Source organism: Thermococcus sp. LS1 (genome assembly GCF_012027395.1).
Classification (GTDB): domain Archaea; phylum Methanobacteriota_B; class Thermococci; order Thermococcales; family Thermococcaceae; genus Thermococcus.
Window position 1 is genome coordinate 219740 of record NZ_SNUJ01000002.1, and the last position, 24791, is coordinate 244530.

Genomic DNA, 24791 nt, shown 5'->3' on the forward strand with positions numbered 1-24791 from the left:
ACAAAACTTGACTATTTTGAAATATTTGTTACAGAAAACATAAAAACGTTTCGATTATTCCTCGAGTGCTTCCATTTCAGGACTTGCAGGATAGCGGATGGTTGTTGGCACTGTAAGGGGGGATGGCCATGTCAGACTTTGGAGTGCTCTCACTCTTGCCGCCTCTGGTGGCTATAGGCTTGGCAATACTCACCAAAAGGGTCCTATTCGCTTTGTTTTTTGGAGTGTGGGTAGGTGGACTTCTGGTTGCAGGTGGAGATCCAATAGGTGCAACTACTGAAACACTGAAGTGGATAGTCTTCAACATAGCTTCAGCATGGGAAGAAGACGGCCAGGTCATGACCGATCTGTGGAACACTAGAATACTGTTGTTCGACGCACTCATTGGTGCCGGTGTCGCACTTATATACAAAGCGGGTGGAATGAACGCCATCGCCAAAGCCGTAACTCGGAAGGTCAAGACTAGCAGGGCCGCTTCATTGATGGCGGCTATCTTTGGTACCATAATATTCTTCGACGACTACACGAACACAATCATTGTCGGAAACACCATGAGGCCCATCACTGACAGGGCAAGAGTTTCAAGGGAGTTCCTGGCTTACGCTGACGATTCCACCGCCGCTCCGGTGGCAGTTCTGGCCGTGGTTTCAACGTGGATAGGCTACGAGCTTGGACTCCTAAAGGACGCCATAGCAAGTGTGGGCGAAAACATAAGCGCTTACTCGGCTTGGTTCGCGAGCTGGCCTTACAGGTTTTATCCAATCCTCGCGGTCATCCTTGTCTACCTTGTAGCAGCTACCCACAGGCACTACGGTCCGATGTTGAAGGCAGAGTACAGAGCCAGAAAGGAGGGTAAAGTGCTCCGCGACGGCGCCCAGCCGATGATGACCACCGAGGTCGATGTTGGAATGCCTATAGGGGGCAAGGAAAGCGTCTGGGTATTCATACTACCCGTCCTAGCACTGGTTCTCATGACCTTCCTCGGCCTGTGGATTACCGGAGGTGGAAGTGCTGCCTATGCAGAGGGAGGATTCCAGAAGGTTCTGTCGAATGCAGACTCGACGTGGGCCCTCGTGTGGGGTTCGTTCTCAATGGTCATAGTTGCAATGGCGCTCGTCTTGGCTATGAGGATAATGACCCTTGAAGATGTCGAGCACACCTTGGTCGCAGGAATGAAGCAGATGCATTTCGCCATGATGATACTCATCCTCGCGTGGAGCATCAAGAGTGCCTGCGACGCCGTCGGAACTGCTGACTACATAGTCAGGGTGGCCTCAAACGTGCTCTCCCCTGGACTGGTTCCCTTCGTCATCTTTGTGGTGGCAGCGTTCATATCGTTCACGACTGGAACGAGCTGGGGAACCTTCGCGATAATGATGCCTATAGCGGTTCCGCTCTCCTACCAGCTCAGCGGAAGCTTTGGCCCGATTGTTTACGCCAGCATTGCCTCAGTCTTTGCGGGTGGAGTATTTGGTGACCACTGCTCCCCGATCAGTGACACAACCATCATGAGCTCGATGTTCTCTGGCTGCGACCATATCGACCATGTGAACACTCAGATACCCTATGCCCTCACCGCAGGTGTCGTTGGTGCAGTGATGCTTCTGCTCTTCGCCGCCGGACTAAGGAACGGCTGGGTGCTACTGGCGATAGCGGTGCTCCTTCTTGTGGTGCTTCACCGTGTCCTCAGCGAGTGGTACGGCAGACGGGCGGGTATCCCACACGGCAAGGTTCCCATCTATATCGTAGAGGAAAGCTGATTTTTCTATTTCTTTTTGTGTATGCAGTCGTTGACGGGTTCCAAACCAACGGTTTAAGAAATCCTTTTTATGCCTTCTTCTCTACGAATCCTCGGTGAGGACACTGTGAAAACGAAAAGCTGGGAAGTAGAAATACTTCATCCATGGGAGAGTCTCGAAGTAATCCTCAGCGAGCCTGAAAAAACGCTTCCGTTCTTCCCATACTTCGAGAGCATCAGCGGGGATACCGTCAGGTTCAAGGTACCACGCTTCATCTTCGACTTCGGCTACGAGTTCAAGCTTGCCGTTGGATTCCGGAAAATGGGTGCAGTATATACCTTCACCGGCGATAAGGGAGTACTCACCGTTACTTTCGAGATGATTGGGAACAAACTTAAGATCACTGCCAGCTGGTCGGGCTTTGGCGAGATGTTCATGGGAAAGCCTCTGGAGATCTTTGCCAAGGGCATAGCCGAGGCCATACGTGACTTCTGCAACGCTCAGGCAGCCTGTCCGGTAGTGGCGATAGCAGGAGAGGAAGGTATTGTAGAGCATATAACTCCTGAAACAGCCCCCGCTTTAATAAAAAGGATTTCGTGGGAACTGCAAGGGCAGGATTTTACCATTGAGGGAGTATCTGAGGATGGGACGATACTATCGGCAACGGTGAAAAATGGCTATCTTGTACAGCTTGCGGTTAGGGACGCCCAAGGAATGGAGACGACGATAGAAGCTGAGGTTCCCGTACTGGAGCTCACGTCTGAACTCTTTGAGGGACTACCTCTCCGTGAAAAGTTCAAAATAAAGGTGGAAAGGCTTTAGGGCTTTTCTTCTTCTCTTAGAACTTCTTCCAGAGCTTTCTTCAGTTCGTCGTAGGCTTCTTCGAGTGACTCTGGAATTACTTTAGTGTCAGCTATGACGGGCATGAAGTTCGTATCACCGTTCCACCTCGGCACGATGTGGAGGTGCACGTGGTCATCTATGCCCGCCCCTGCAACGCGGCCAATGTTCACGCCCATGTTGAAACCGTGGGGATCCATAGCTTTCTTCAGGGCCTTTATCATGATCTGGGAGAGCTTCATAATCTCGAGGAGCTCCTCATCTGTTAGCTCTTCCCACTTTCCGACATGCCTGTAAGGAGCGATCATGACGTGACCCGGATTGTAGGGGTAGTTGTTCATTATTATGAAGCTGTGCTTTCCGCGGTAGAGTATGAGCCTCTCCCTGTCGCGGTTCTCCTTCGGGAAGTCGCAGAATATACATCCATCATGCTTGGGTGAGCGTATGTACTCTATCCTCCAGGGTGCCCACAGGACTTTCATTCCTTCACCTCCAGTGGGAGAAACGGGATATGGTTAAAAGCTTTTTTGAACAATCTGGCATGCAGTCCAGGGTTCAGAAGCGCCCAACAAAGCTTTTAACGGTTGGCCGCTAATCACTCCCGGTGATAGACATGAAGAGGAAGGGACTTCTGATAATCCTCGATGGCCTCGGAGACAGACCAATCAAAGAGTTCAGTGGAAAGACCCCGCTTGAGTACGCTAATACACCGAACATGGACAGGCTCGCCAAGATGGGAATCCTTGGCCAGCAGGACCCGATAAAGCCGGGCCAGCCAGCCGGCAGCGACACCGCTCACCTCTCGATATTTGGCTACGATCCATACAAGGTATACCGCGGCAGGGGTTTCCTCGAGGCGCTGGGAGTTGGCCTCGACCTTGACGAGGACGACCTCGCTTTCAGGGTTAACTTCGCCACCATCGAGAACGGCATCATCACCGACAGGAGAGCCGGAAGAATAAGCACGGAGGAAGCCCACGAGCTCGCCAAGGCCATTCAGGAGAACGTCAAACTGCCTGTTGACTTCATCTTCGTTGGGGCGACCGGCCACAGGGCCGTTCTGGTGCTCAAGGGCATGGCCGCCGGCTATAGAGTCGGCGAGAACGACCCCCACGAGGCCGGAAAGCCGCCCCATGAGTTCACCTACGAGGATGATGAGAGCAAGAAGGTGGCAGAAATCCTCAAGGAGTTCGTGAGGCAGGCCCACGAGGTTCTCGAAAAGCACCCGATAAACGAGAAGAGGAGGAAAGAGGGCAAGCCGGTAGCGAACTACCTCCTCGTCAGGGGCGCGGGAACTTATCCGGACATACCGATGAAGTTCACCGAGCAGTGGAAGGTTAAGGCCGCGGCAGTCGTCGCCGTCTCCCTCGTCAAGGGCGTCGCAAGGGCGATAGGCTTTGACATATACACGCCCGAAGGAGCGACCGGAGAATACAACACCGATGCGATAGCCAAAGCCAAGAAGGTCGTTGAACTCCTCAAGGACTACGACTTCGTGTTCCTCCACTTCAAACCTACCGATGCTGCCGGCCACGACAACAACCCGAAGCTCAAGGCTCAAATGGTAGAGAAGGCCGACGAGATGATAGGCTACATCATCGACAACATCGATCTCGAGGAGGTTGTCATAGCAATAACCGGCGACCACTCAACTCCATGCGAGGTTATGAATCATAGCGGCGACCCGGTTCCGCTCCTCATCGCCGGCGGTGGCGTCAGGGCCGACCACACTGAGGCCTTCGGCGAGCGCGAGTGCATGCGCGGTGGAATAGGCAGGGTGAAGGGTCACGACATAGTGTCTATGATGATGGATCTCATGAACCGCTCCGAGAAGTTCGGAGCCTGAACTCTTTTCCTCTTTTCTCTTCCGTGTCGCTTGAAATGAACTTCATTTTAACGTTCAAATGAAAAACTTAATAAGATTCCGGGACGAACCCCCAAAATAGGTGATAGTGTGAAGAGAGTTCCGGTTTTTAACGACCTCAAGAGGATAGGAAGTGACAGAGTTACTGCTATAGGCATAGGTACGTGGGGCATCGGCGGCTACGAGAGCCCTGATTACTCGCGAGATAAGGAGAGCATCGAAGCTCTCAAGCATGGTCTCGAGCTGGGCATCAACCTCATTGACACGGCGGAGTTCTACGGTGCCGGTCACAGCGAGGAGCTAGTGAGAGAAGCGATAAGGGAGTTTGAGAGGGACGATATATTTATCATCAGCAAAGTATGGCCGACGAACTTCGGATACGAAAGCGCGAAGAAGGCCGCCAGAGCGAGCGCCAAGAGACTCGGCACCTACATAGACCTCTACCTTCTCCACTGGCCCAGCGACAGCTTTGAGAAAATCAGGAAGACGCTTCACGCCTTGGAGGAGCTCGTTGATGAAGGATTAATCCGCTACATAGGAGTGAGCAACTTCGACCTTGAACTTCTCAAGCGCTCCCAGGAAGTCATGAGGAAGTACGAGATAGCCGCCAACGAGGTGAAGTACTCCCTCAGAGACCGCTGGCCAGAGACAAGCGGCCTGCTCGACTACATGAAGCGCGAGAAGATTGCCCTGATAGCCTACACGCCGCTCGAGAAGGGTTCCCTCGCAAGGAACGAGTGCCTGGCAAAAATTGGTGAGAGATATGGAAAAACCGCCGCTCAGGTCGCTCTGAACTACCTCATCTGGGAGGATAACGTCATAGCCATCCCGAAGGCCGGGAGTAAAGCCCACCTTGAAGAGAACTTTGGAGCCATGGGCTGGAGGCTCTCGAAGGAAGACCGTGAAAAGGCCCGGAGGTGCGTCTGATGTATGGCTACCACAACAGGATAGCACGCGTGAACCTGAGTAAAGGTAAAGTAACCTATGAGAAGCTCGACGACGAGACGATTAGAAAGTTCATAGGAGGAAAGGGGCTTGGCTACTACATCATCTACCGGGAGGTTCCGCCGGGAACCGATCCGCTCAGCCCGTCGAACAAGCTCGTCTTCGCTCCAGGAGGAATGACAGGCTTAGTCCCGGGCTCGAGTAAGGTCATAGCCGTGAGCAAGAGCCCCGAGACTGGGTTAATAAGCGACTCCAGCGGTGGAGACGCCTTCGGGCCCAAGCTCAAGGGCCATTTCGATGCCCTGATAATCGAGGGGAAGGCGGAAGAGCCAGTCTACCTCTACATCCATGATGGCGAGGTCGAGATAAGGGACGCTAAAGGCCTATGGGGCAGGGGAACCTACGAAGTTGCTAAGGAAATCTGGAAGGAGCACCCAAAGGCCAGCATGGCCATGATAGGGCCAGCTGGAGAAAAAACTGCCAGGATAGCGAACATAATCTACGACACCGAGAGGGCCAGTGGAAGGGGCGGTCTTGGAGCGGTCATGGGCAGCAAGAACCTCAAAGCCGTTGTAGTTGAGCCCGGCGAGAAGCCGAAGGTGGCCAATCCGGAGGAGTACAAGAAGCTCTGGGAGAGCTTTTACAACGAGTTCGCCACCAATCCGAAGTACGGGCACACGAGGAACTACGGAACCACCGATGCCCTCAGGAGCTCGGCGAGCCTCGGCATGAGTCCTGCCTACAACTTCTCGAGGCCTTACATCCCGGACGAGCTGGCGAGCAAATTAGCGGGCGACGAGGTCAAGAAGTACGAGATCGAGCCGGAGTGGTACATCCACGGCAAGAGCTGTCCGATAAAGTGCGCTCGCTACGTTGAGGTCGAATATAAGGGGAGGAGAATCCGCGTAAAGCCAGAATACGAGAGCATAGCCATGCTCGGAGCAGCAACAGGAGTCTTCAACTTCCCAGCTGTTGCGTACTTCAACTGGCTTGCCAACAACCTTGGGCTGGACAGCATCGCCGCTGGAAATACCATAGCCTGGCTCTTCGAGATGGTCGAGAGGGGCCTAATCGGCGAGGACGAGATAGGCTTCCCCGTTAAAGGCTGGGGTGACGAAGAGGCCGAAGAAAGACTTCTCAGGCTCATGGCCGAGAGGAAGGGCATCGGTGCGATCCTTGCCGATGGAGTAAAGCGCGCCTGCGAAAGGCTCGGAAGGGGCTGCGAGTTTGCAGTCCACGTCAAGGGCATGGAGTCACCGGCCTGGGACCCGCGTGGAAGGAGAACCTACGCCCTGAGCTACGCCACAGCCGACGTCGGAGCGAGCCACTTGAGGGGCTGGCCAAGGCCGCATCAGCTGCCCAACCAGGGGCCAGCTAAGGAGCTCGTGCCGTCCCTTATCGAGGGCAGGGACGAGAGCTACATCACCGACATGCTCGGTGTCTGTAAGTTTGTGCCCTACAGGATGGAAGACCTAGCGAGGCTCTACAGCATCGTCACTGGCGAGGAGTGGACGGTCGAGAGGCTGAGGAAAGTTGCCCAAGCGGTGGAGAGCATCGCCAGAATCCACGACGCCCTCGACTGGGTCACGCCGCCGTACGACGACACCATACCGCCGCGCTGGTGGGAGCCTGAGCCAGAGGGGCCAGCGGAAGGCAACGCGGCCTTCATTGATTACAACGACTTTCTTGAGGCCAGAAGGGAGTTCTACAGGCTGAGAGGCTGGCACGAGGAGCTTGGCGTCCCGCTACCTGAGACGATGGAAGAGCTTGGCTATCCTGAGTTCAAGGAAGATGCGGAAAGGGCCCTTGAGACGGTGAGGAAAAGGATGGACTTCAGCCGGCCTTGAGCCACCCCGTGAGGCCGATAAGGACTAAGTCAAAGAAGAAGCTCGCGAGGAAGAGCAGGACGAGGGGCCTTTTGATTTCCCTCTTCTTCCTTATTAGCAGAAGTGGAATCGAGACCAGCGCTGTGAAGATTAAGGAGGCCAGCAGAATCACCGCCAGTATTCCTACCGGGTCGGGCAGGTGCCTATCGATGCCGAGACTATCTATTACGGCGGCACTCACGAACGTGAAGTAGAACGATGATGGGATGAGGAATAGGCCGTAAAGAATCACCGCAATGAGGTCAGCCTTTTTCCGAGGCATCTCATCGTAGATAACGGGCAGAAGGAAGAGCAGCCCGTAGACCACCAGAGGGGTGATGATTATCTCTATCATCGGCAACACTCCGTTGGTTATGTTACCATTACACACTAATCAAGTTGTCTTATAATATTTTTGTCTTCTTGAAGAGTAGTTAAAGTTTCAGTCTCCCGTCGTGTTCCACACCCTTCCGCAGGTGGTGATAACATCATCGACGACGCTCCCATTTGCGGGCTCAAACTCGATAACGCGCCAGTCGGTCGTGTTGATGACGACGCGGTAGTAGGTTCCGTTGACCGAATAGCAGGTGATGCCAATACATTCTATCGTATAGTTGGCGTAAACGATGGCCGTTGCAGTGCCGTTGGGCCAGGAGCAGAGGGTAATACCGGTGCATCGCCAGTCCGGATTGTGTTGGTAGCAATAGCCTAGGGCAGTTGTGGTTATATTGTCGATGAACTATCCTCGGGAGAAAGCGGACTCTGGAAGGCTTCGCTTGGCGTTTTGTGATGAAGGTAAATCCCCATGAGCAGGATTGTCACAACTATAACCAAAGTCAGTACCTTCTTCGTTGAACCCACCGCAGGATTTACGGCAGAACTTTTTAATAAGATTTACTCAAAAAGAATGTAGTGAGGGATTCACCCCTTCAAAAACGCCTCTACAAGGTTCCTTGTCTCGTTGAATGCCTCGAGCGGGATTCCCTTTGGCAGGCCGCCGATCTCTCCCTTGACGTCCTTGAGGACGCCCTCGCCAGCGCCGAGGAACATCCCCTCGCTGACTATTCCGCGGAAGTTCGCCGGTGGGAGCAGGGCAACGGCAACGCGGTTGCCCTCCTTAACGGTGAGGTCGTTGGTGACCACAGTTATTGCCCTCTCGCCGATGTTGACGTTCGTAACCAAAAGCCTGTCCGCGTTGGGGTGCTTCCCGACGCTCATGACCTCGCCGACCCTTATGTCCACCGCTATGACCGGATCGTTTATCTTACCTAATGCTAGGCGCTTGTCAAGGTTGAGGATAGTGTTGAGGAAAAACCTGATTTTTGCCACAGCCTCCTCAACCTTCTCGCGCTCGCTCTTGTCGGCCAGGCTGAGGAACTTGTGGTGCCAGTCGTCTCCACCAAGAGCCTCGATTATGCCATTGGCCTTCTCCTTCAGAGCCTGCATCTGCGGCGTCTCTATGAGTTCCTTCGGCTCGATGTAGGAGTAGCGCATGGCCTGTATCTCAGGGATCATCTCCTTGGCAAGCTGGATGGCCTTCTTCTTGTCCCACTTGCCCTTGAACTTTGCTCCCTCAATCGTCTTCAGGAACAGCTCCACGCTCTTCTCCGCCACCAGTAAGCGGTAGTCCTTGCTCGTGTCCCACATCTTCTTCACCCTCCAGAGCTTTCAGAACGCGGTTCTTAATGCTTTCGTCCCTTATTCCCTCGGCTATAGAGCGGGCCTTCGCTTCGTCTCCCCAGCGTGCGTAGGCGAGCGCAACCTCGCCGAGGAGCTCCGAGGCCTTTTTATCGTCTCGGATAACCCCCGCGATTATCAGCGGCTCCTCGAGGAAGCCTATGCGAAGGAACCTCCTTGCGATGCGCTCCAGCTCGGCGTCTGTCGGTCTGAACTTGCCCACGAAGACTATTTCAAGGGCGTCGTCGAAGACCCTCCTCCCGAGTCTCGGCTGCTCGTGGAGGAAGAGCCAGTAGGCAAGCTCGAGCATCGAAATGGCCCGGCTCTCCAGCGGGAGGAAGCGCATCATTTCTATCGCCAGCTCGACTTCACCCTTCTCAAGGAGCTCCTCAACTGCAGCCTTACCCCGCTTGAGGACGTCCCTTATCAGCTCTATTTTGTCCTCCAGGTGCTTGGCCTGGAGCTTGAAGAATATCGACGTGTAAACGTCCCTCGCCAGCTCGTAGAATTCAATGGCTATCTGGTTTGGAATCTCGTCCGCGCTCTTCTCTATGAGCCTCGCTATTCTTATCAGGGAAGAAGTCGCGGCGGAGGAGAGCCCCCTTGAGGCCTGGAGGAGCTCAACCGCTTCCCTGAAGAGTCTGAGCGCGTCTTTATACCTATCGGAGAGAACGAGGTTTCTCGCTATCCCCGCTAGAGCCTCTCCCCGTATCCTCGGGGAGTCTATAGAGTTTGCCAGCTCGATGGCCTTTTCAAAGTATACCTCTCCATCGCGATCCCTATCAAGTGTGTACAGTGCCCTTCCCAAAAGGGAGTATGCCAGCGCCCTCTCCGGGGTGGCGCTTATAGACTCGAAGGTGTCGAGCATGTTTGCGAGAACCTCATCCCTCGGGAAGGCTGTTAGAATCTCGGTTAGGGCAACAAGCCTCTTTATTGGATTCTCTATCCCCAGGGCGCTTCTGAGGGCACCCTTGTAATCTCCCTTTGATAGGTAAAGCTCCACCGCCTCCGCCACGAGAACCACCGACCGCTAAGAATGGGAAACCAAAGTAAAAAAGGCTATCGCTAACCCTTTACCTTTCTGTCCCACTGTTCGAGCATCATGTCAAGGGCAAGCAGACTGTTGAGTCTAAGGCGAACTTTCTTATTCTCCCAGTCTATCGAGCCCTTGAACTCATTAAGGAGATCAAACACCTTCTCTGCTTCTTTCGTCGGCAGGTTCCTGCCGTAGAACTCCTCACCGCAGCTCGGACACTTGAAGACGAACTCTTCAAAAGCCTCCATGAACCCATCCTTATCGCTGAAAATCTCCCGAGCGTTCTCCATCGGGAGCATCTGTCCAATGAGCTCGGCCCAGTCAAGAGTTGCTCCACAGAGCGGGCACTTGGCCATTTTCAACCCTCCAGATTTCTCAAAAATTTCTCTATTTCTTTCAAAATCAGCTTAATCCCCTCATCGAGGTTGGCTTTGCCGTTGGCTCCCGCGGCCCCGGCGTGACCGCCACCGGAGCCCTCTATAATCGGCCCGACTTTTTCCATGATCTTACCTAGGTGCAGGCCCTTCTTCACGAGGCTCTCCTTCGCCCTCGCAGAAATTCTAACGCCCTTCTTCTCGCTTCCAACTATTGCTATATCCGCGCCAAGCTGGATGAATGTCTTGCATGCCAGGGACTCGTAGGCCGAAACCTTGGAGACGGCGATTATATACTTCCGGAATTTCCTTATCTCCAGCCTCTGACAGGCCTTTAACACGGCCATCCTCTTGGCCTGGTCAATGTTCTCATCGCTAACCGGGGCAACAAGCTGGAATATCTCTCCCATCTGAATTGGGAACCTCTCCAGAATCTCGCTCACGGTTTTGAAGGTTTTAGCATTGGAATATCGGAATGTCGCTGTGTCGGTGACTATTCCCGCCAAGAGAGCCTTAGCTGAGGTCTCGTCATAAAAGCCGAGATATTTAAACAGCTCCCAGACGATTTCAGCGGTCGAAGTTCTTGAGGAATCAACAATCATTATATTGGCCCTTATCGGATTCTCTTTCTCGGCGTGGTGGTCTATCACGATTATGAACTTGTCCTTGGGAATTTCAATAGGTTCGAGCTGCTCAATCGAGGACGTGTCAAATATCACCACGACGTCCTCGCGAACCTGTGGATCCTTCTCGATGGGAACGGGAGAAAGAGTCAGAAGCCTTTTGGTGTAGGAGGATATGCTTTGAGCCACGCCGATTCTGACATCCTCTATTCCAGTGGATTTAAGGTAGAGGGCGAAGGCTATCGCCGAGCCGAGGGAGTCCGGGTCAGCGTTGTGGTGGCAGAGCAGGAGGAAGGACTTGTCCCTTGAGCTCTGCAGGAAGCGCTTAAGCTTGATCTTTCCCTTCATTGGCTATCTCCCTCAGCTTCCTCTCAACAACTTCGTAGGCCCTCTCGACGGCCTCGTCGATGAGCTTATCAACGTCCACCTTGACGAAGATTGGAACCTCCAGATAAACCTCAATCTCAAGATCGAGGGTCTCATCTCTGTTTATCCTCATCGTAACCTCAATGTCCTTGACCTCGCTCCTCGTGAGGTGGTCGAAGACGTAGTCTATTATCGTCTCCTGGGCCAGTTCGCCTATCTCGATGAGCTGTTCCTCGTTCAGCTCTGGAAGACCTATGTGGATAACCCTCTTTCCGCTGCTTCCCTCGTCCATCGCTACCACCCCAAAGGAAAGAGAAGAGGTCAGCCGGCGGTAGGCCTTAGAGCGGCCTGTATTTTCTGGGTGAGCTCCTTGAGCTTCTCGTTGAGCTTCTTCTCTTGCCTCTCGAGGGCGTTGAGCCTAACTTCGAGGGTCTCAACTTTCTCCTTCAGTTCCTCGAGGGCCTTGGCCTTGTCGGTCTTAACGATGAGCGTTCCAACGGTCTTGTAGATGACGGTTCCATCCTCAACCTTCTCGATTTCCTCCAGAGCCTTCTTTGCCTCGGTGAGCTCGAGCTGGACCTTCTGCTTCTGCTGGATGACGAGCTGGAGCTGCTGCTGGTAGCTCTCAAGCTGTCCCAACATAGCCTGAACCTGCGGCGGAATGTTCTGCATGACAAACACCTCCGTAATCGTAATGTCGGGTTAGAATAAGGGCGGGGCTTTAAATAGTTTAGGCTAAACTTCCAGAGAATCCATAGCGACCTTAATCCAGCGGAGGTAGGAGTTGAGGGTTCCCCTCAGGGCGGAGTTGTCCTTCGCCAGAAACCTGATTATCAGCCTGTTTCCTTCGAGGAGGAAATCGATCCTGCTCCTCCTGTAGGGGACGCTCTCGTGCTCGTAAAGGACACTCTCATAAACTACTCTGGCCGTCTCCTCGTCGGGGAGTTCCAGTTCAATCACTCCCTCGATTGGCCAGGCCTCTTCCTTATTCCCAGCGCCTCCTTGTAGTCCCATCTCCTGCCGTCCTCCATTATCCATATCTTGACGCTTATGAGCGGGCCGACGGCCCTCTCCTTGGATACGTCGAGGCGGTAGAAGTTGACCGCCATTCCGCGCGGGTGTCTCTCGATGACGCCGAGAACGTCTGTATTGTATCTGTCAGCTATACCTAGAAGGGAGCGCTCCTTTCTGGGAACGAACTTCCCGCCGGTCAGCTCAGCGAAGGCCTGCGCGAAGGCGACGTGATCGAGGCCGACGCGTTTGGCGGTGGTGACGATGAAGGGCATCTCCTCGCGTATGGGCCTTATGTTTCTGAAGCCTATCTCGCGCTGGAGCTTTATGCCGTGGAGGTAGAGGTAGCCGAGGTAGCCCCAGTCGTCGGGGTCGACCTTGATGAAGGTCATCTTTAACGGGTTGCCTTTCCAGACGTTGACAATGAGAAGCCTCTCGTAGTTCCTGTCGTAGGCCTCCATGAGAAGGTCTTGGATGGTCTTCTTACCCCTCGTCAGGTAGAGGGAGTTGGGGAACACCCTCTCCAGGTCGTGCCCGAAGCTCCTCGTCCTCCTGGTGGGTCTGTGTGAAGTCGTTATCAGCATCATGGCCCTCACTCAAAACTCGGTTGATTGGATAAAAGCCTTTCGAAATTGGAAAGAATCAGATTGCCTTTACGCGCCTGGCCACCCTGGGCCTGGGCTTGTAGAGTATCTTGCTGCCGCAGTAGGGGCAGCGAACCTCTCTGGTGTTCTCGAGGTCGAGCTCGACCTCCTTTCCGCATTTCGCACAGCGGTAAACGGCCATCACCATAGTTATCACCCTAAACTAAGCAAAGGAAAGGGAATCAGGCCTTCGAAGAGGTAACCCTCTTCGCGACCTTTCCTGCTGGAGTAACTGGCAGGTAAGCGCCACCAGCGAACGTTGCTCCGCACTTCTGGCACTGCCATATGCCGGTGCTTATCCTCCTGACGGCCTTCCTTCCGCAGACCGGGCAGACGTGCTTCTGCTTCATCTTGGCCTCAACGGCCGCGACCCTTCTTCTGATCTTGAGACCGTACCTCGGACCGAACCTTCCGGCTGAACCGACCTTAGTAGTCCTTCCCATGAGCATCACCCCTAATTATCAGCAATTTTCACGACTGAAGGGTTTTTCCGGGGACGTTTTATAAACCTTTGCATATACCTGGACACCGAGCGGGCTTATTCCTAATAAATCTTTTGCCCTTCAAACTTTGAAGGGCAAAGTTTGATCAAAACGTTCATACGTGAGAGACTGAAGGATCTTGTAACTTAAATCCACTTATAACATCTGGCACTAATGGATTTGTACGTCCATGGTAGGGTGAATGAGTTAAATAGCTTCAAAATGCATGATGGCAAGTTTGTGGGGTTTCAGTTTTTCTTGGAGTCATCTGGACGTTGTTTAAGACGTACAAACTTTGATCAAACTTTCACTTGGCAAAAGTTTGTATAGGGGGCCTTTGGGAGTGTCGGCCCCCTGGGGGTCCCGAGGTCATCGCAACCCAATACTCCTCGGGCAGGAGGAAATGCGATAATAGTGATAAAAAGGTTGCTGAACAATAGAGTGCAGTCTTTTACTCTAGCTTCTTTTCGTTCATCCTAAGATGAAAACTCAATTCTAAAAAATTTATATACAAAAATAAAATAAAGAAAATCTACTCACAATAAGAGGAAAAACTTATAAAGACACGTTGTCTAAATGATAATGCAAAAACTTAATAGGGTGAGCAACTTGCGATGGAAGCCGCTGCTAGCAGTCCTGATAGGACTGCTTATGATTGGAGTGACGGCCAGAATTGGAATTGCTGGAGATTCCTACCTCCAGCAGAGGGATACGCCAAAGGAAACCATCTCGTTAGGTATTATACATACTATTTCTCCGGAACAGGCTGAGAAGTTGCTCAAGGAAGGACAGCTTATTTTAGTGGACTCCCATGGCCTTGAGGTGCTTAAAGATGCGAAACTTCTTCCATATATCATTAGATTTGGTAACGACACGGTATACGCAGTCAAGATTCTCCCTAGAGGAAGATTTTTTATATATGCTGCTCCAGAAGAATATGTCGCAAAGGACATAAAAAAGTTCAAAGAAGAGGCACTAGCGGAGTTCAGGAAGACTTATTTTGTTGAATATACGGTTCCAATAGAAATTCCCGTTGACTATTCCTGGAGGACAATGGCAAATGGAAAAGTTATCTCAAATTTTTCAGCAGAATCCGTTTCCACTTCAACGGATGCATATCTTGAGAGCAAGATAACCTGGACATCTGGTGATGAGTGGTATCCACGTGGTAGGTTACAGTTAGTCTACCTGGTTTACAAGTTGGCGGACATGAATCCTGACTACGACTGGCGTGTCGTTGACATGCAGACGTATGTTTATGCCGGCCGTTATCTTTGGGGTTCAAAGCAGAACTCAAACAGGGTTCAAAAAATACAGCCTAACTCAGCGGGCATACTACCAATACGCAATTGGGAGTTTGAGAAGATCACAATCCAAGTCGACACAAGACCTGATGGGAATAGCGTCTTTTCGCTAGATTCATTTAAACCATCATATAATATTGATTATTATAACGAAGAACATTCTCAGACACTTCAGTATACCTTGGGCAATGGGGGAGCAAGTGTCACGATTACTAACATACTTAAAGCCGTCAAAATCACCGTTGATAATACCGGGGAGAATTGGGTTCGCTGGACTTACAAATTTAACAGAGATCTCGGAGTTGGGGATGAATGGGTCAATGTAGAGCCAGGATACATGTTTTCACTGAGAATTCCAAACAAACACGTCGAGGCTAGTCAGAAATTTACAATAACCGTCAATTGGGTCGATAACATACCTCTCTCTCCAGACATTCATGCATCAAATACCCTAGTCTATTATTGGGACTGGAGCATAAATTAGCATCCCTTTGGATTCATATTTTTGTTACAAGAGGATACTAGTGAATCGGTTGATTAGATGCATCCTATTTATCTTTTATCTTTATGATGCCAAAGCCTTATAACTCCACTCCCAACTTCAATTAGGTGCGAGGCATGCCCGGAACGATCAGCAAGATAGTTCACTTCCGCGATGAAGAGGAGTTCCTTGAGGACATGATGGAGATAGTGGAGAGGTTCACGTATCTGGCGAGCCGCTACGGCCACAACGTCATAGAGGGTATTCTTCTCTGGGACTACATAGGTATCCAGGACGAGGAGGGAGTTAAGATATTCCGTGTTGGCGAGTTTCCCTACTTCGAGGGCACGCTGAAGCTCGACCTCGAGACGCTCAGGATAATGGAGCGCTACTTCGATGAGATGGAGAGCAAGTGGGACGAGCTCCGCGTGGAGGACATCGCATACTTCGTGGAGATGCTGAACGAGGCTCTTGGGAGGGAGATAGTCTTCTATGAGGCCTACGACCTTGGTCTCGACAGGAACACGGCCTACATAATACTCAACCTCCTGAACCTACAGTACCTTGAGAGCGTCGTTGAAGGCACGGACAGGGAGATATTCGAGGAAGCTGTTCAAATGCTCATGAAGTATATTTGATTCAATGATTACAGAATTATGTAATTATGCAATTGCAAAATGAGGTGGTGGCTGTGCTCTTCAAAAAGAGGGGCGTCTTCACTGAAGAGGATGCGAGAAAGGTCATAGAGATAGCGAGCAGTGAGAATGTCAAGGAGATAATAGTCATGGCCGAAAGCGTAACCGAGGAGGCCAAGAGGCGCCTCTGGGACTACGCGAGAGGAGTCCAGCTCATGGCCGACATGACAGGCGAAGATAGAAGCGTGCGTGTTGAGATACTCGAGGGCTATGTTAGCGAGCACGTGAAGGGAATCGACCTCGATGAGGTGTGAGCATGAAACTCATAATGGCCGAGGTGTTCAACAGCTGGCAGGGGGAAGGAGGGAGCGTTGAGGGTTCTGCCTTTGGACGGAGGCAGATATTCGTAAGATTCGCCGGCTGCGACCTTAACTGTATCTGGTGCGACTCGAAGGAGTTCATAGATGCCTCCAAGGTCTTGCGGTGGCGCTATGAGGTGGAACCTTTCACCGGAAAGTTCGAATACAAGCCTAACCCGGCGAGCTTGGATGAGGTAGTCGATGCCATTCTGAGGCTTGACACGGGGGATATACATTCCATAAGCTACACCGGCGGCGAGCCAACGCTTCAGGTCAGGCCGCTCAAGGCCCTCATGGAGAGGATGCACGAGCTCGGCTTTTCAAACTTCCTTGAGACCCACGGTAGTCTTCCAGAGCTGATTAAGGAAGTAGCTCATCTCACAGACTACGCCAGTGTCGACATAAAGGACGAGACCGCTAAAGCTACGGCCGACTGGAAAGCTCTCGTTCTCCGTGAGGTAGAGAGCATCAGAATCCTGAAGGAAGCCGGCGCAGAGACCTACGCCAAGCTCGTGGTGACAAAGGACACAAAGATAGAGAACGTCCGCTGGTATGCCTCCCTCCTGAAAGGCCTCGCACCACTTGTTATCCAGCCAAGGGAGCCGATCGAGATAAGCCAGGAGAGACTCATGGAACTCTACCACGAGACGGCAAAGATTATGGGCAAAAAGAACGTCGGTTTGAGCTTCCAGGTGCATAAGTACTTTGGGATATTATAAAAAAATTTATAAATCTCGAATTACATAATTCAAGGATTGGGAAGGGTCATGACTTCAAATCATTGTCAAGAATGTGAAAACTGTGCATTCACAACAAGAGCATTAGTTTGGCTAGCTAGACAAAGTAATACTTTCCAGTACCTTATAAAAATTGCCATATATTTTATATTTTTCTGGGGTTTGGGAGTGTTACTGATTATGATATTGCACCATAACACCACTTTTTCTGAAAAAATGCCCTATACACACGTTAATCCAATTTATTTTGGGTTTGTAGGGGCAATTTGGGAAGCTTTAAAAATTTTTGTATATAACAGTATTAGTATGCCTCCAACATTTATGCCAAAAACTAATAGTGTTCTGATTGTGTTAACATCGAAATCTATCCCAAGAAGCAAAAATATAATTGACTTATCACTATGTGATTACCCTGGGAGAAACGTTTTTATTCATGAGTTTAAAAACAAAGATAGTCCTGTGAAATCAGTAGAATGCTTGATGGAATTTATTAGGACATTTATCGAAACAAAATTAACAGTTAATTTAGCATATTACAAATTATATAATACTGCTTTTGCATTTATAATTGGTAGGATGATGTATCTCAGAGGCTATGATCATAAAGTGTATCATAGATGGGGATGTATATTCTCTTCAAGATACAAAGATCAAGAGCATAAAAAGTCCCGCAAATTTGATGAGATTGTGAGTGTCTTAAACAGATCTTTCTTGATAAGTCTCGAAGTTCTTAAAGCAAATAATGGTGAGATCAGTAGCGAAAAGATCCCAATAGGCAAATTTTTGTCTATCCAAGATATTTTGCAGGAGATTATTGATTTTATTAATAACACGGGAGGATACTCTGAGAAAACAATGATACTTCTAGATTCGACTATGACTGAGCTTTCAAGAGAGGCTCTTTGTAAGCTAATAGATAGTGATGTTATCGAAAAAGTGATTATACTGAGAGCCAAGGTGAAAGACTCAAGGTATAGGGATAAATTGTATTCGCATGAGGTATCAGCAATAGCTATATTATTTGAGCAAGTGTTGGATGAGGTATACAGAACGTATTCCACAATGAGCACACCTGACTTCTCTATTAATATTGCATTTAAAACTCCCTCTGCAATAGCTCATTATATCGGATATAATGCATCACATGTAAATTACAAGGTTTTTATGTTCGATGTTGATTCCGGAGAATACACAAATGTTTACAAAATTAAAGGTAACAACATAATCCCAGATGATATATAACAATAATAAAAACGTTAGAGGCGATGATGACATTGGCCTTTGGGGTTAGTGATGCCCGGGATCGACGGCCTGAGCCAAAAACTTTTAACCTTTAACTTCCTCCCAATTTCTGGTGGTAATAATCGAGGTCCTCAAGTGCGAGCACTGCGGCGCTCCGCTCGAGACGACGCCGGAGGATATAATAGTCGTCTGCCCCTACTGCGGCTATCCGAACGCCTATGATGAAGTCTTCGCAGAGGATAACGTCTTCTTCGTGGAGAGCCTTCCAAAGAAGGAAATCCTGCGCCTATTCTGGGAGAGGGTTGAGAAGGACAAAGACTTCCTCGGACTCCGGAGAAAGATAAAGATTGCGAAGGTTGAGGGAGTTTACGTTCCCCTCTGGTTCGGCAAGGTGGAGGGAAGAGGGTACGTCCGCTTCATGGACTACGAAAGAAAGGGCAACAAAAAGAGGAAAGTCGTGAAGTACCACGAGTTCGAGGACGATTCAGTCGTCTGTATTCCTGCCAGGAGAAGCGTTTACGACATAGCCGTCGAGGCATTGGCAGAGAAATTCGAGCGCGGCGGATACATTACGTTCAAGGAGCTCAGAAACACGCTCAAATATATGATGGGGGTTAGACCGATCAAAGAATTAACGCCCGAGAAGTGGGAGGGTCTTAAGCTGGAGTTCCTGAACACTGATTTTGGTAAGGAGCAGGCCAGAGTAGCGCTGCTTGACAGAGCCTCGGATCTGGCCAAAGAACGTCACGTTCCCAAGGACAAGCCCCTGAAGGCCTTTGCCTTTGGCGGTGACGTTGAAGAGGTTGCCCTTGTCTTCTACCCGCTCTGGAAGGTCTACTGCGACTTAGAGGGTGGAACGTATTTCGTGGCCTATGACGGCAGTAAGGGGAGGGAAGTTATAGCGCTGGAGCCCGTCAGGATATGGCGTAAGGTAGCTTACTTGGCCACGGCCCTATTGGGGGTTGGAATTGCGGCTTTCTTCTCCATGTTCTACGGAAACTTAGCTTACTGGGACGTGGTTGCCCACGCCAGACAGGGTGCTCTGGGTATGCTGGTCCTTCCGGGTCTTGGGGCTTACTTTGGCTACGAGCTTGCGAGGGGGTACGGAAGGAAGATGGCGCGCGATGTGAGGGTTGAGAGATGAAAGTCAAATGTCCTAACTGCGGAGCGGAGTTTGAGAGTGAGGAAGCTGGAATAGTCACCTGCCCCTACTGCGGCTTCCAAATCAAGCTCGGTGAAGCTAAGACCTTCACCTACGACCTAAAGGTCGAAAACCCCTGGAGGCCTTTAAGCTCGTTCATCAGACTCCAGAGGCTCTCGCCCAATGACGTCGAGTGGAATGCAAGAATCCTGGAGCGAGAACTGTTGTACATTCCCTTCTACGTCTTCTTTGTGAAGGCCGAAGGGCTTGCCCACAGCGGTGGACTCTCGACGGCCGATGGGCGAGTTGAGTTCTTCAACTACGTTACCGTTCCAGCCGCTGATGGCTTTGACGAGCTTATTAACTACCCGTTGCCGACGAGGGGCAGGCGCTACTTCGATGGAAATGTGAGGGGAAGGCTTGTCGAGAAGAGCCTCAATGAGGGAGATGCTGAGAAGAGGCTGAAGAAAGAGATACGCGAGCTGCTGAAGATGGAAGCCAAACGCTATTTCCACTGGAGAAGCGTGAGCATGGGCATGCCGACCTTCGAGCTCCAGTTCGACGGCCTCGTTTACTATCCCATCTGGAAGCTGAAGTACAAGTACGGCCCCTTCACCTACCGCGCCTATGTTGATGGCGCCGACGGCAGAATTCCCTATGCAGAGTTTCCCATCTCTTTCACGAAGAGAGTTATTAATGCCCTCCTCGGGTTCGGTCTCCTCGCATCGGGCTTCTTCTTCGGGAGATTCTTCATGCCCTATGGAGCCACTGCAGTTCTTGGCTCCATGGCAGGGGCGCTCTTCGGAGCGTGGCCGTCCTTAAAGCGAGCCTTCCGCTTCCACGGGAAGGCCAGCGAGCACAGGCTTTTGAGCGAAGTCGCTGAGGATTTCGCTCCGGAGGAAGAGGCTTTTGGTACGATAAGGCGCTTCCTGAAGGCCCACTTCTAAGCCGTCAAATTTTTAAATCCCCACTATTTTAGTAACCGACGGGAAGATTAATGAGGGGAGGTGAACGCATGCCGGTCATCGAGGAGGTCGCGAAGGTTTCCTTCGAGAGGGTCGGCATGCACTCCCATATAAGGGGCCTTGGCCTCGACGAGAACGGAAAGGCGAAGTTCATGGCCGACGGCATGGTGGGGCAGGTTAAAGCGAGAGAAGCGGCTGGAATTGCCGTCGAGCTCATCAAGCGCGGAAAGCTCGCTGGAAAGGGAATCCTCCTTGTTGGTCCAACCGGGAGCGGTAAGACGGCAATAGCCATGGGAATAGCGAGGGAGCTCGGCGAAGATGTGCCCTTTGTCCAGATCGCCGGAAGTGAGATTTACTCCGCCGAGGTCAAGAAGACCGAGTTCCTGAAGCAGGCCCTCAGGAGGGCCATAGGCGTTAGAATCAGTGAGGAGAGGAAGGTTTACGAGGGTGAAGTCAAGGAGATTGAAGTCAGAAAGACGAGGCATCCGTTCAACCCGTACGTGGAGATTCCGGAGAGCGTGATAATAACGCTCCGCACGAAGGACGACGAGAAGACCATAAGGGCCGGCAGGGAGATAGCCTACCAGCTCATGGAGCTGGGCGTTGAAGAGGGCGACGTCATACAGATAGACGCTGAGACGGGCAGGATTTCAAAGCTCGGAACTGTCAAGGAGGAGGAAGGCCTCTTCTTCAAGAGAAAGGTCAACCTGCCGAGCGGCCCGGTGCTCAAGATAAAGGAGTTCACTTACACCGTCACGCTCCACGACCTCGATGTTGCGAACGCGAGGGGAAACATCTTCGGACTGCTCTTTAGCTCTGGGGCAGAGATAAGCGACGACATCAGAGAGAAGGTCGACGAAATGGTCAAGAAGTGGATTGAGGACGGCAAGGCGACGCTTGTCCCGGGAGTGCTCTTCATCGACGAGGTTCACATGCTCGACATTGAGGCCTTCTCGTTCCTCGCGAGGGCCATGGAGAGCGAGTTAGCACCGATACTGATACTGGCCACCAACCGCGGAAGGACGAAGATTAGAGGAACGGACCTCGAGGCCCCGCACGGCATACCGATAGATATGCTCGACAGGCTGCTCATAATCAACACCGAGCCCTACAAGAGGGACGAAATCCGCGAGATAGTCAAGATTCGTGCAAGGGAAGAGAAGATTGACATAAGCGAGGAGGCGATTGAGTACCTGGCAGAGCTCGGCGAGAAGACCAGCTTGCGCTATGCCGTCCAGCTGCTCGCTCCCGCCAGTGTCTTAGCGAGGGGCGGAAGGGTGGAGAGAGAGCACGTAGAAAAAGCTAAAGAGTACTTCGCCGACCTCAGGAGAAGCATAGAGTTCGTCGAGAAGCTGGAAGGAATGCTCCAGTGATTCCTTATCTTCTCTTCTCCCCCATTGTCTCTATGAGCCTTCTGCACAGCTTGATGTGGAACATGAACTCGTGGTAGTTTCTGTTCTGCTCCGGGAAGATTACCTTCAGCTCGTTGAGCCCCCGCTTGCCGCCAAATTCCCCGAAGATTGTAACCCCGTTTACCTCGACGACGCCAAAAACAGCGGCGAGGTTGAAGATGAGCGTCCTCAGCTGGTAGGCTGAAACTTCGTGCCTCCCGAGCTCTGCCGTTGGATATTCGAAGAGGAAGTACTCCAGCCCTTCTATCTTGGCCACATCCGTTATCGCTATGTCCGCCGTCAGGAAGACGAGGAGGGTCGGTGTCATCTCGTCGTAGCGCTTGAGGGACTTGATAATGATCTCGTCGTTGTTGTGGGCGAGCTCATTGACGCTTTCTGCTATGATTATCCTGTCTTTCAGCCTCTCAAACTCTTTTAGGGCAATGTATGCAGCCTTTCGAGACTTCTTGACGCGCCGGTTGCTGAACTCTTTGAGCAGGTGGGCGTTCTTGACTGCTTTCCTCATCTCGCTCAGCTGACCGTGGCGGTATTTGTAGTTCATTGAGTTCTCTATCTCCTTTTGCACCCCCTCTGCGACGACTATCTGGTAGCCGTCGAGCGGCCGGAAGCCCGAGATAAAGCGGTGGTAGAAGAGATTAGTGTCGGGAGCGAAGGCAACCCCTTTGCGGAGGTACTTGTAAAGCTCGAGGCTCTTCATGAACTCGTTTATGTTGTCGTAGCGCAGGATTCCAGCCGAGATGAATGCCTCGTAGAAGTCGCTGTATGTCGGCAGTTCGTAGGATAGGTGTTCTGGAACGGCCTCGTTGAACTCATGGCGGTCAACTAAAACGTCCAGTTTGTAGCCTTTCTCGCTTGGTTCTGCCCTGAATAGGGGAAGTTCGTAGAGGGGGTAGCTTACCACTATCTCTGGCAAGATATTGATGAGCACCTGAAGCTCGGGCTTCTCGATTATTTCATAGCTCGACGACATTCCCATCACCGAGGAAGTTCTTGAGGCGCTGCATATGCTTCGGGATCATCATATAGGGCCTGTCCGGAAAATCCATGTCCAGCAGGGCCATGTAGATTATCCTGTCGACCGGAAAATCCCTTATCTGAACCACTGCTGCCGTTGCGAGGGCCTTCCTTCCCGAGGTTATGTCGAGCCCGATAGTGTATCCCTCTTCTTCAAGCCTCTGGAAGAGCTCCTTGAACTTCTTATCTGCCTCGAGAAAGCTGTTGTTGGGTATCACGACGGTCTCTATCTCAGGGTTGAAGTTGTAGGCCTGCGAGATAACCTTTATGGCCTCCACAACTTTGGGCAGCTTTTTCCGGTAGACTTCCTCCGTAAAGATGAAGACCTTTCTTGGCTTCCTGTTCCTTGAAACAACGGCATAGTAGGTGTTTACGAGCGCCCATTCCGAGCGACCGAGCAAAGTTACGTAGGCTATCTTTCTCGGATTTATCATGCAAAATTCCCCCATGCGAAGGCGATTACTCCGTAGACGAACGCCATCAGAAATGGTCTAAGGGTTATCTTCCCCTCAACGGCTTTATGGGCAAGAGTGAATGGCACAAGCGGGAGGATGAAATACTCCACGCCGTAGGTTTCTATCCCGAGGCCTCCGAGGATAAAGAGAATGAGCAGAGCTTCGAAAACACCCGCTGGGAGTGTCAGTACTGTAAGGAGAACTAAATCCGCAGTTTTATCTTTCTCTTTTATGCCCGGGATCGCGACAATCCAGAGGAGGAAAACCAGAACGAGGAAGTGGAGCAGGAGTTCCTCGAATGTGACATCTATCAGCGGCTCGCCCTTGGCGGGCAGGTAGTAGAACCAGGCCGCTCCAAAGGAATAAACAAGGGACATCAGGATAGACACTCCCCACTTCATTCGAGGGAAGCCTTTCTCATTCTCCATGCTTCCACCTCATTCAACTAACAGCATCCCGTACAAAACGCTTTCGGAGAAGTCTATCTCCACCAGCCTGCTGATCTCTATGCCGATAGCATCTACCGACGGTCTCACTTTCGTTGGCATCCTGCAGGGCTCTCCCCTCTCAAAGGGGCAGTCGTCACAGAGGTTGCAGCTGCCGGGGAAGAGTGCCATCGCGTACATCTTGCCCTCCCTGAAGAGCTCCTCTTCGCGCTTGAGAAGGTGCAGGATGGCCTTTCTCTTCTCGGCTTCAAAATCGTCCATGTCAATTTCAAACTTTATGATGAGAGCCTTTCTGAAGTGGCTCACCCACTCCCTGGCTTCCCTCCAGTCCGGGACATGCGGGGGACAGCTCGGCCTCTTCCCGTACATGGGACAGGTCATGCACTTCCAGACGGGTCTTGGTGAAACAACTATCTCACCCGCGTTAATTTCTCTCTCCCAGAGCACCCTCATAGAGCATCGAATGTGATACTCTTGGGAGACTTAAAACCTTAGCCGTAAGGTGGTGGACTGCTGTTGTCATTAACAAATCTTTGGGCCAAAACATTTTTACGTTTGAAAACCTATTCACTGACATGAGGATAGCCGCGCTCGTGCTGGTTTCGGTTTTACTGCTCTCAGCCGGTGGGTGTCTATCCCCCAATAACGAAGATGGGGGTGTGAGAATGGATTTGGAGATAGGCTCTGTCTTCCACAACGGGGATTTCATCCCGGTGGAATTCACCTGCGACGGAGAAAACGTAAACCCACCGATATTCATTGGCCACATCGACCCAAGGGCCAAGAGCCTTGTGATTATAGTTGATGATCCCGACGCTCCCGGAGGGACCTTCACTCACTGGATAGCCTGGAACATCCCTCCGCTCGGCGAGATACAAAGAGGCGTCCCACCAATGGGAGAAGTCGATGCCCCAATCCACGTCGTCCAGGGAGTGAATGACTTCGGAAAGATAGGTTATAGTGGACCATGTCCACCGAGGGGACACGGGGTGCACCACTATCACTTCAAGGTCTATGCTCTTGACACGGAACTCAACCTCAAGCCCGGGGCAACGAGAAGAGAGTTGGAAAAGGCCATGGAGGGTCACGTTATCCAGTGGGGAGAGCTGGTAGGCCTCTACGAAAGAAAATAAA

Annotated in this window: 30 protein-coding genes; 14 read left to right on the top strand and 16 right to left on the bottom strand. The window is 51.5% G+C overall.

Features of this window, described 5'->3' with window-relative positions:
* Window positions 1-128 precede the first annotated feature (128 nt).
* Both E3E26_RS05615 and E3E26_RS05620 read left to right on the top strand, forming a co-directional pair.
* Window positions 129-1760: a Na+/H+ antiporter NhaC family protein gene (locus E3E26_RS05615; RefSeq protein ID WP_167900720.1), complete on the top strand. Its 1632-nt coding sequence runs from the start codon at window positions 129-131 to the stop codon at window positions 1758-1760.
* A 105-nt stretch (window positions 1761-1865) separates the two neighbouring features.
* Window positions 1866-2561 carry a hypothetical protein gene (locus E3E26_RS05620; protein WP_370520092.1) on the top strand — a complete coding sequence of 232 codons (696 nt, stop codon included), beginning with the start codon at window positions 1866-1868 and terminating at the stop codon, window positions 2559-2561.
* On the opposite strand, the gene E3E26_RS05625 is transcribed toward E3E26_RS05620, so the two are convergent.
* Window positions 2558-3061 (bottom strand): HIT domain-containing protein, encoded by a 504-nt coding sequence (locus E3E26_RS05625; RefSeq protein ID WP_167900354.1) that lies wholly within the window; start codon window positions 3059-3061, stop codon window positions 2558-2560. The two genes, E3E26_RS05620 and E3E26_RS05625, sit on opposite strands and share 4 nt — an antisense overlap.
* Window positions 3062-3192: 131 nt before the next feature.
* On the opposite strand from E3E26_RS05625, the gene E3E26_RS05630 reads away from it, so the two are divergent.
* The 3 genes from E3E26_RS05630 (at window position 3193) to E3E26_RS05640 (ending at window position 7235) form a co-directional block, all read left to right on the top strand.
* Window positions 3193-4425, top strand: a complete 1233-nt coding sequence (locus tag E3E26_RS05630; protein WP_167900721.1) for a 2,3-bisphosphoglycerate-independent phosphoglycerate mutase — start codon at window positions 3193-3195, stop codon at window positions 4423-4425.
* A 108-nt stretch (window positions 4426-4533) separates the two neighbouring features.
* The gene (locus E3E26_RS05635) at window positions 4534-5370 is read left to right on the top strand and encodes an aldo/keto reductase (protein ID WP_167900355.1); all 837 of its coding nucleotides are present in this window, start codon (window positions 4534-4536) and stop codon (window positions 5368-5370) included.
* Window positions 5370-7235 (top strand): aldehyde ferredoxin oxidoreductase family protein, encoded by a 1866-nt coding sequence (locus E3E26_RS05640; protein ID WP_167900356.1) that lies wholly within the window; start codon window positions 5370-5372, stop codon window positions 7233-7235. The genes E3E26_RS05635 and E3E26_RS05640 overlap by 1 nt, the downstream gene beginning before the upstream one ends.
* Here E3E26_RS05640 and E3E26_RS05645 read toward each other — a convergent pair.
* From E3E26_RS05645 to E3E26_RS05695, 11 genes are all read right to left on the bottom strand, one after another.
* The gene (locus E3E26_RS05645) at window positions 7222-7608 is read right to left on the bottom strand and encodes a hypothetical protein (RefSeq protein ID WP_167900357.1); all 387 of its coding nucleotides are present in this window, start codon (window positions 7606-7608) and stop codon (window positions 7222-7224) included. The two genes, E3E26_RS05640 and E3E26_RS05645, sit on opposite strands and share 14 nt — an antisense overlap.
* Before the next feature lie 566 nt (window positions 7609-8174).
* Window positions 8175-8900, bottom strand: a complete 726-nt coding sequence (locus E3E26_RS05650; protein ID WP_012571403.1) for a tRNA-binding protein — start codon at window positions 8898-8900, stop codon at window positions 8175-8177.
* Complete coding sequence (locus E3E26_RS05655; RefSeq protein WP_206204348.1) at window positions 8827-9954, bottom strand: tetratricopeptide repeat protein; 1128 nt, start codon at window positions 9952-9954, stop codon at window positions 8827-8829. Before E3E26_RS05655 ends, E3E26_RS05650 begins: the two co-directional genes overlap by 74 nt.
* Before the next feature lie 41 nt (window positions 9955-9995).
* Window positions 9996-10322, bottom strand: a complete 327-nt coding sequence (locus tag E3E26_RS05660) for a hypothetical protein (RefSeq protein WP_167900723.1) — start codon at window positions 10320-10322, stop codon at window positions 9996-9998.
* A gap of 2 nt (window positions 10323-10324) precedes the next feature.
* Window positions 10325-11311 carry a bifunctional oligoribonuclease/PAP phosphatase NrnA gene (locus E3E26_RS05665; RefSeq protein WP_167900358.1) on the bottom strand — a complete coding sequence of 329 codons (987 nt, stop codon included), beginning with the start codon at window positions 11309-11311 and terminating at the stop codon, window positions 10325-10327.
* Window positions 11289-11621, bottom strand: coding sequence for a DUF3194 domain-containing protein (locus E3E26_RS05670; protein WP_167900359.1), 333 nt, complete (start codon window positions 11619-11621; stop codon window positions 11289-11291). The genes E3E26_RS05665 and E3E26_RS05670 overlap by 23 nt, the downstream gene beginning before the upstream one ends.
* Window positions 11622-11650: 29 nt before the next feature.
* Window positions 11651-12001, bottom strand: a complete 351-nt coding sequence (locus E3E26_RS05675) for a prefoldin subunit beta (protein WP_167900360.1) — start codon at window positions 11999-12001, stop codon at window positions 11651-11653.
* Window positions 12002-12064: 63 nt separating this feature from the next.
* Entirely contained in the window at window positions 12065-12343 is a 279-nt protein-coding gene (pcc1, locus tag E3E26_RS05680) for a KEOPS complex subunit Pcc1 (RefSeq protein ID WP_167900361.1), read from the bottom strand.
* Window positions 12286-12927 (bottom strand): ribosomal biogenesis protein, encoded by a 642-nt coding sequence (locus tag E3E26_RS05685; protein ID WP_167900724.1) that lies wholly within the window; start codon window positions 12925-12927, stop codon window positions 12286-12288. Before E3E26_RS05685 ends, pcc1 begins: the two co-directional genes overlap by 58 nt.
* Before the next feature lie 55 nt (window positions 12928-12982).
* Window positions 12983-13132, bottom strand: coding sequence for a DNA-directed RNA polymerase subunit P (locus E3E26_RS05690; RefSeq protein WP_012571411.1), 150 nt, complete (start codon window positions 13130-13132; stop codon window positions 12983-12985).
* Window positions 13133-13166: 34 nt separating this feature from the next.
* Window positions 13167-13427 (bottom strand): 50S ribosomal protein L37ae, encoded by a 261-nt coding sequence (locus E3E26_RS05695; protein ID WP_167900725.1) that lies wholly within the window; start codon window positions 13425-13427, stop codon window positions 13167-13169.
* A 615-nt stretch (window positions 13428-14042) separates the two neighbouring features.
* On the opposite strand from E3E26_RS05695, the gene E3E26_RS05700 reads away from it, so the two are divergent.
* The 8 genes from E3E26_RS05700 to E3E26_RS05735 all read left to right on the top strand — a co-directional run bounded on the left by E3E26_RS05700 (window position 14043) and on the right by E3E26_RS05735 (window position 21703).
* Window positions 14043-15254 carry a hypothetical protein gene (locus E3E26_RS05700; RefSeq protein WP_167900362.1) on the top strand — a complete coding sequence of 404 codons (1212 nt, stop codon included), beginning with the start codon at window positions 14043-14045 and terminating at the stop codon, window positions 15252-15254.
* A 134-nt stretch (window positions 15255-15388) separates the two neighbouring features.
* Window positions 15389-15889 carry a hypothetical protein gene (locus E3E26_RS05705; protein ID WP_167900726.1) on the top strand — a complete coding sequence of 167 codons (501 nt, stop codon included), beginning with the start codon at window positions 15389-15391 and terminating at the stop codon, window positions 15887-15889.
* 53 nt (window positions 15890-15942) lie between these two features.
* A complete protein-coding gene (locus E3E26_RS05710) occupies window positions 15943-16200 on the top strand; it encodes a hypothetical protein (RefSeq protein ID WP_167900727.1) in 258 nt (85 codons plus the stop codon).
* 2 nt (window positions 16201-16202) lie between these two features.
* Window positions 16203-16964 carry a 7-carboxy-7-deazaguanine synthase QueE gene (locus E3E26_RS05715; RefSeq protein ID WP_167900363.1) on the top strand — a complete coding sequence of 254 codons (762 nt, stop codon included), beginning with the start codon at window positions 16203-16205 and terminating at the stop codon, window positions 16962-16964.
* Window positions 16965-17000: 36 nt separating this feature from the next.
* Window positions 17001-18224: a hypothetical protein gene (locus E3E26_RS05720; RefSeq protein ID WP_167900364.1), complete on the top strand. Its 1224-nt coding sequence runs from the start codon at window positions 17001-17003 to the stop codon at window positions 18222-18224.
* A 112-nt stretch (window positions 18225-18336) separates the two neighbouring features.
* Window positions 18337-19368: a hypothetical protein gene (locus E3E26_RS05725; RefSeq protein ID WP_167900365.1), complete on the top strand. Its 1032-nt coding sequence runs from the start codon at window positions 18337-18339 to the stop codon at window positions 19366-19368.
* On the top strand, window positions 19365-20312 hold the full coding sequence (locus E3E26_RS05730; RefSeq protein WP_167900366.1) for a hypothetical protein: 948 nt from the start codon (window positions 19365-19367) through the stop codon (window positions 20310-20312). The genes E3E26_RS05725 and E3E26_RS05730 overlap by 4 nt, the downstream gene beginning before the upstream one ends.
* Before the next feature lie 68 nt (window positions 20313-20380).
* Window positions 20381-21703 (top strand): RuvB-like helicase, encoded by a 1323-nt coding sequence (locus tag E3E26_RS05735; RefSeq protein ID WP_167900367.1) that lies wholly within the window; start codon window positions 20381-20383, stop codon window positions 21701-21703.
* 4 nt (window positions 21704-21707) lie between these two features.
* Here E3E26_RS05735 and E3E26_RS05740 read toward each other — a convergent pair whose 3' ends face one another.
* From E3E26_RS05740 to E3E26_RS05755, 4 genes are read right to left on the bottom strand one after another with little or no spacing between them, the layout of a single operon-like run.
* A complete protein-coding gene (locus E3E26_RS05740; RefSeq protein WP_167900728.1) occupies window positions 21708-22712 on the bottom strand; it encodes a PIN domain-containing protein in 1005 nt (334 codons plus the stop codon).
* A complete protein-coding gene (locus tag E3E26_RS05745; protein ID WP_167900368.1) occupies window positions 22696-23190 on the bottom strand; it encodes a hypothetical protein in 495 nt (164 codons plus the stop codon). The genes E3E26_RS05740 and E3E26_RS05745 overlap by 17 nt, the downstream gene beginning before the upstream one ends.
* Window positions 23187-23639, bottom strand: a complete 453-nt coding sequence (locus tag E3E26_RS05750) for a hypothetical protein (RefSeq protein WP_240911661.1) — start codon at window positions 23637-23639, stop codon at window positions 23187-23189. Before E3E26_RS05750 ends, E3E26_RS05745 begins: the two co-directional genes overlap by 4 nt.
* A 9-nt stretch (window positions 23640-23648) precedes the next feature.
* Window positions 23649-24110 carry a DUF2284 domain-containing protein gene (locus tag E3E26_RS05755; protein ID WP_167900369.1) on the bottom strand — a complete coding sequence of 154 codons (462 nt, stop codon included), beginning with the start codon at window positions 24108-24110 and terminating at the stop codon, window positions 23649-23651.
* A gap of 212 nt (window positions 24111-24322) precedes the next feature.
* On the opposite strand from E3E26_RS05755, the gene E3E26_RS05760 reads away from it, so the two are divergent.
* A complete protein-coding gene (locus tag E3E26_RS05760; protein WP_240911680.1) occupies window positions 24323-24790 on the top strand; it encodes a YbhB/YbcL family Raf kinase inhibitor-like protein in 468 nt (155 codons plus the stop codon).
* Window position 24791 lies beyond the last annotated feature (1 nt).

What these genes read in the sequence shown, in the direction of transcription:
- E3E26_RS05690 (WP_012571411.1), bottom strand. Translation starts at nt 13,132, where the DNA reads ATGGTGATGGCCGTTTACCGCTGTGCGAAATGCGGAAAGGAGGTCGAG.
- E3E26_RS05640 (WP_167900356.1), top strand. Translation starts at nt 5,370, where the DNA reads ATGTATGGCTACCACAACAGGATAGCACGCGTGAACCTGAGTAAAGGT.
- E3E26_RS05740 (WP_167900728.1), bottom strand. Translation starts at nt 22,712, where the DNA reads ATGTCGTCGAGCTATGAAATAATCGAGAAGCCCGAGCTTCAGGTGCTC.
- E3E26_RS05745 (WP_167900368.1), bottom strand. Translation starts at nt 23,190, where the DNA reads ATGATAAATCCGAGAAAGATAGCCTACGTAACTTTGCTCGGTCGCTCG.
- E3E26_RS05675 (WP_167900360.1), bottom strand. Translation starts at nt 12,001, where the DNA reads ATGCAGAACATTCCGCCGCAGGTTCAGGCTATGTTGGGACAGCTTGAG.
- E3E26_RS05750 (WP_240911661.1), bottom strand. Translation starts at nt 23,639, where the DNA reads ATGGAGAATGAGAAAGGCTTCCCTCGAATGAAGTGGGGAGTGTCTATC.
- E3E26_RS05660 (WP_167900723.1), bottom strand. Translation starts at nt 10,322, where the DNA reads ATGGCCAAGTGCCCGCTCTGTGGAGCAACTCTTGACTGGGCCGAGCTC.
- E3E26_RS05730 (WP_167900366.1), top strand. Translation starts at nt 19,365, where the DNA reads ATGAAAGTCAAATGTCCTAACTGCGGAGCGGAGTTTGAGAGTGAGGAA.
- E3E26_RS05645 (WP_167900357.1), bottom strand. Translation starts at nt 7,608, where the DNA reads ATGATAGAGATAATCATCACCCCTCTGGTGGTCTACGGGCTGCTCTTC.
- E3E26_RS05625 (WP_167900354.1), bottom strand. Translation starts at nt 3,061, where the DNA reads ATGAAAGTCCTGTGGGCACCCTGGAGGATAGAGTACATACGCTCACCC.
- E3E26_RS05755 (WP_167900369.1), bottom strand. Translation starts at nt 24,110, where the DNA reads ATGAGGGTGCTCTGGGAGAGAGAAATTAACGCGGGTGAGATAGTTGTT.
- E3E26_RS05685 (WP_167900724.1), bottom strand. Translation starts at nt 12,927, where the DNA reads ATGATGCTGATAACGACTTCACACAGACCCACCAGGAGGACGAGGAGC.
- E3E26_RS05700 (WP_167900362.1), top strand. Translation starts at nt 14,043, where the DNA reads ATGATAATGCAAAAACTTAATAGGGTGAGCAACTTGCGATGGAAGCCG.
- E3E26_RS05630 (WP_167900721.1), top strand. Translation starts at nt 3,193, where the DNA reads ATGAAGAGGAAGGGACTTCTGATAATCCTCGATGGCCTCGGAGACAGA.
- E3E26_RS05705 (WP_167900726.1), top strand. Translation starts at nt 15,389, where the DNA reads ATGCCCGGAACGATCAGCAAGATAGTTCACTTCCGCGATGAAGAGGAG.
- E3E26_RS05715 (WP_167900363.1), top strand. Translation starts at nt 16,203, where the DNA reads ATGAAACTCATAATGGCCGAGGTGTTCAACAGCTGGCAGGGGGAAGGA.
- E3E26_RS05670 (WP_167900359.1), bottom strand. Translation starts at nt 11,621, where the DNA reads ATGGACGAGGGAAGCAGCGGAAAGAGGGTTATCCACATAGGTCTTCCA.
- E3E26_RS05760 (WP_240911680.1), top strand. Translation starts at nt 24,323, where the DNA reads ATGGATTTGGAGATAGGCTCTGTCTTCCACAACGGGGATTTCATCCCG.
- E3E26_RS05665 (WP_167900358.1), bottom strand. Translation starts at nt 11,311, where the DNA reads ATGAAGGGAAAGATCAAGCTTAAGCGCTTCCTGCAGAGCTCAAGGGAC.
- E3E26_RS05615 (WP_167900720.1), top strand. Translation starts at nt 129, where the DNA reads ATGTCAGACTTTGGAGTGCTCTCACTCTTGCCGCCTCTGGTGGCTATA.
- E3E26_RS05695 (WP_167900725.1), bottom strand. Translation starts at nt 13,427, where the DNA reads ATGGGAAGGACTACTAAGGTCGGTTCAGCCGGAAGGTTCGGTCCGAGG.
- E3E26_RS05735 (WP_167900367.1), top strand. Translation starts at nt 20,381, where the DNA reads ATGCCGGTCATCGAGGAGGTCGCGAAGGTTTCCTTCGAGAGGGTCGGC.
- pcc1 (WP_167900361.1), bottom strand. Translation starts at nt 12,343, where the DNA reads ATGGGACTACAAGGAGGCGCTGGGAATAAGGAAGAGGCCTGGCCAATC.
- E3E26_RS05650 (WP_012571403.1), bottom strand. Translation starts at nt 8,900, where the DNA reads ATGTGGGACACGAGCAAGGACTACCGCTTACTGGTGGCGGAGAAGAGC.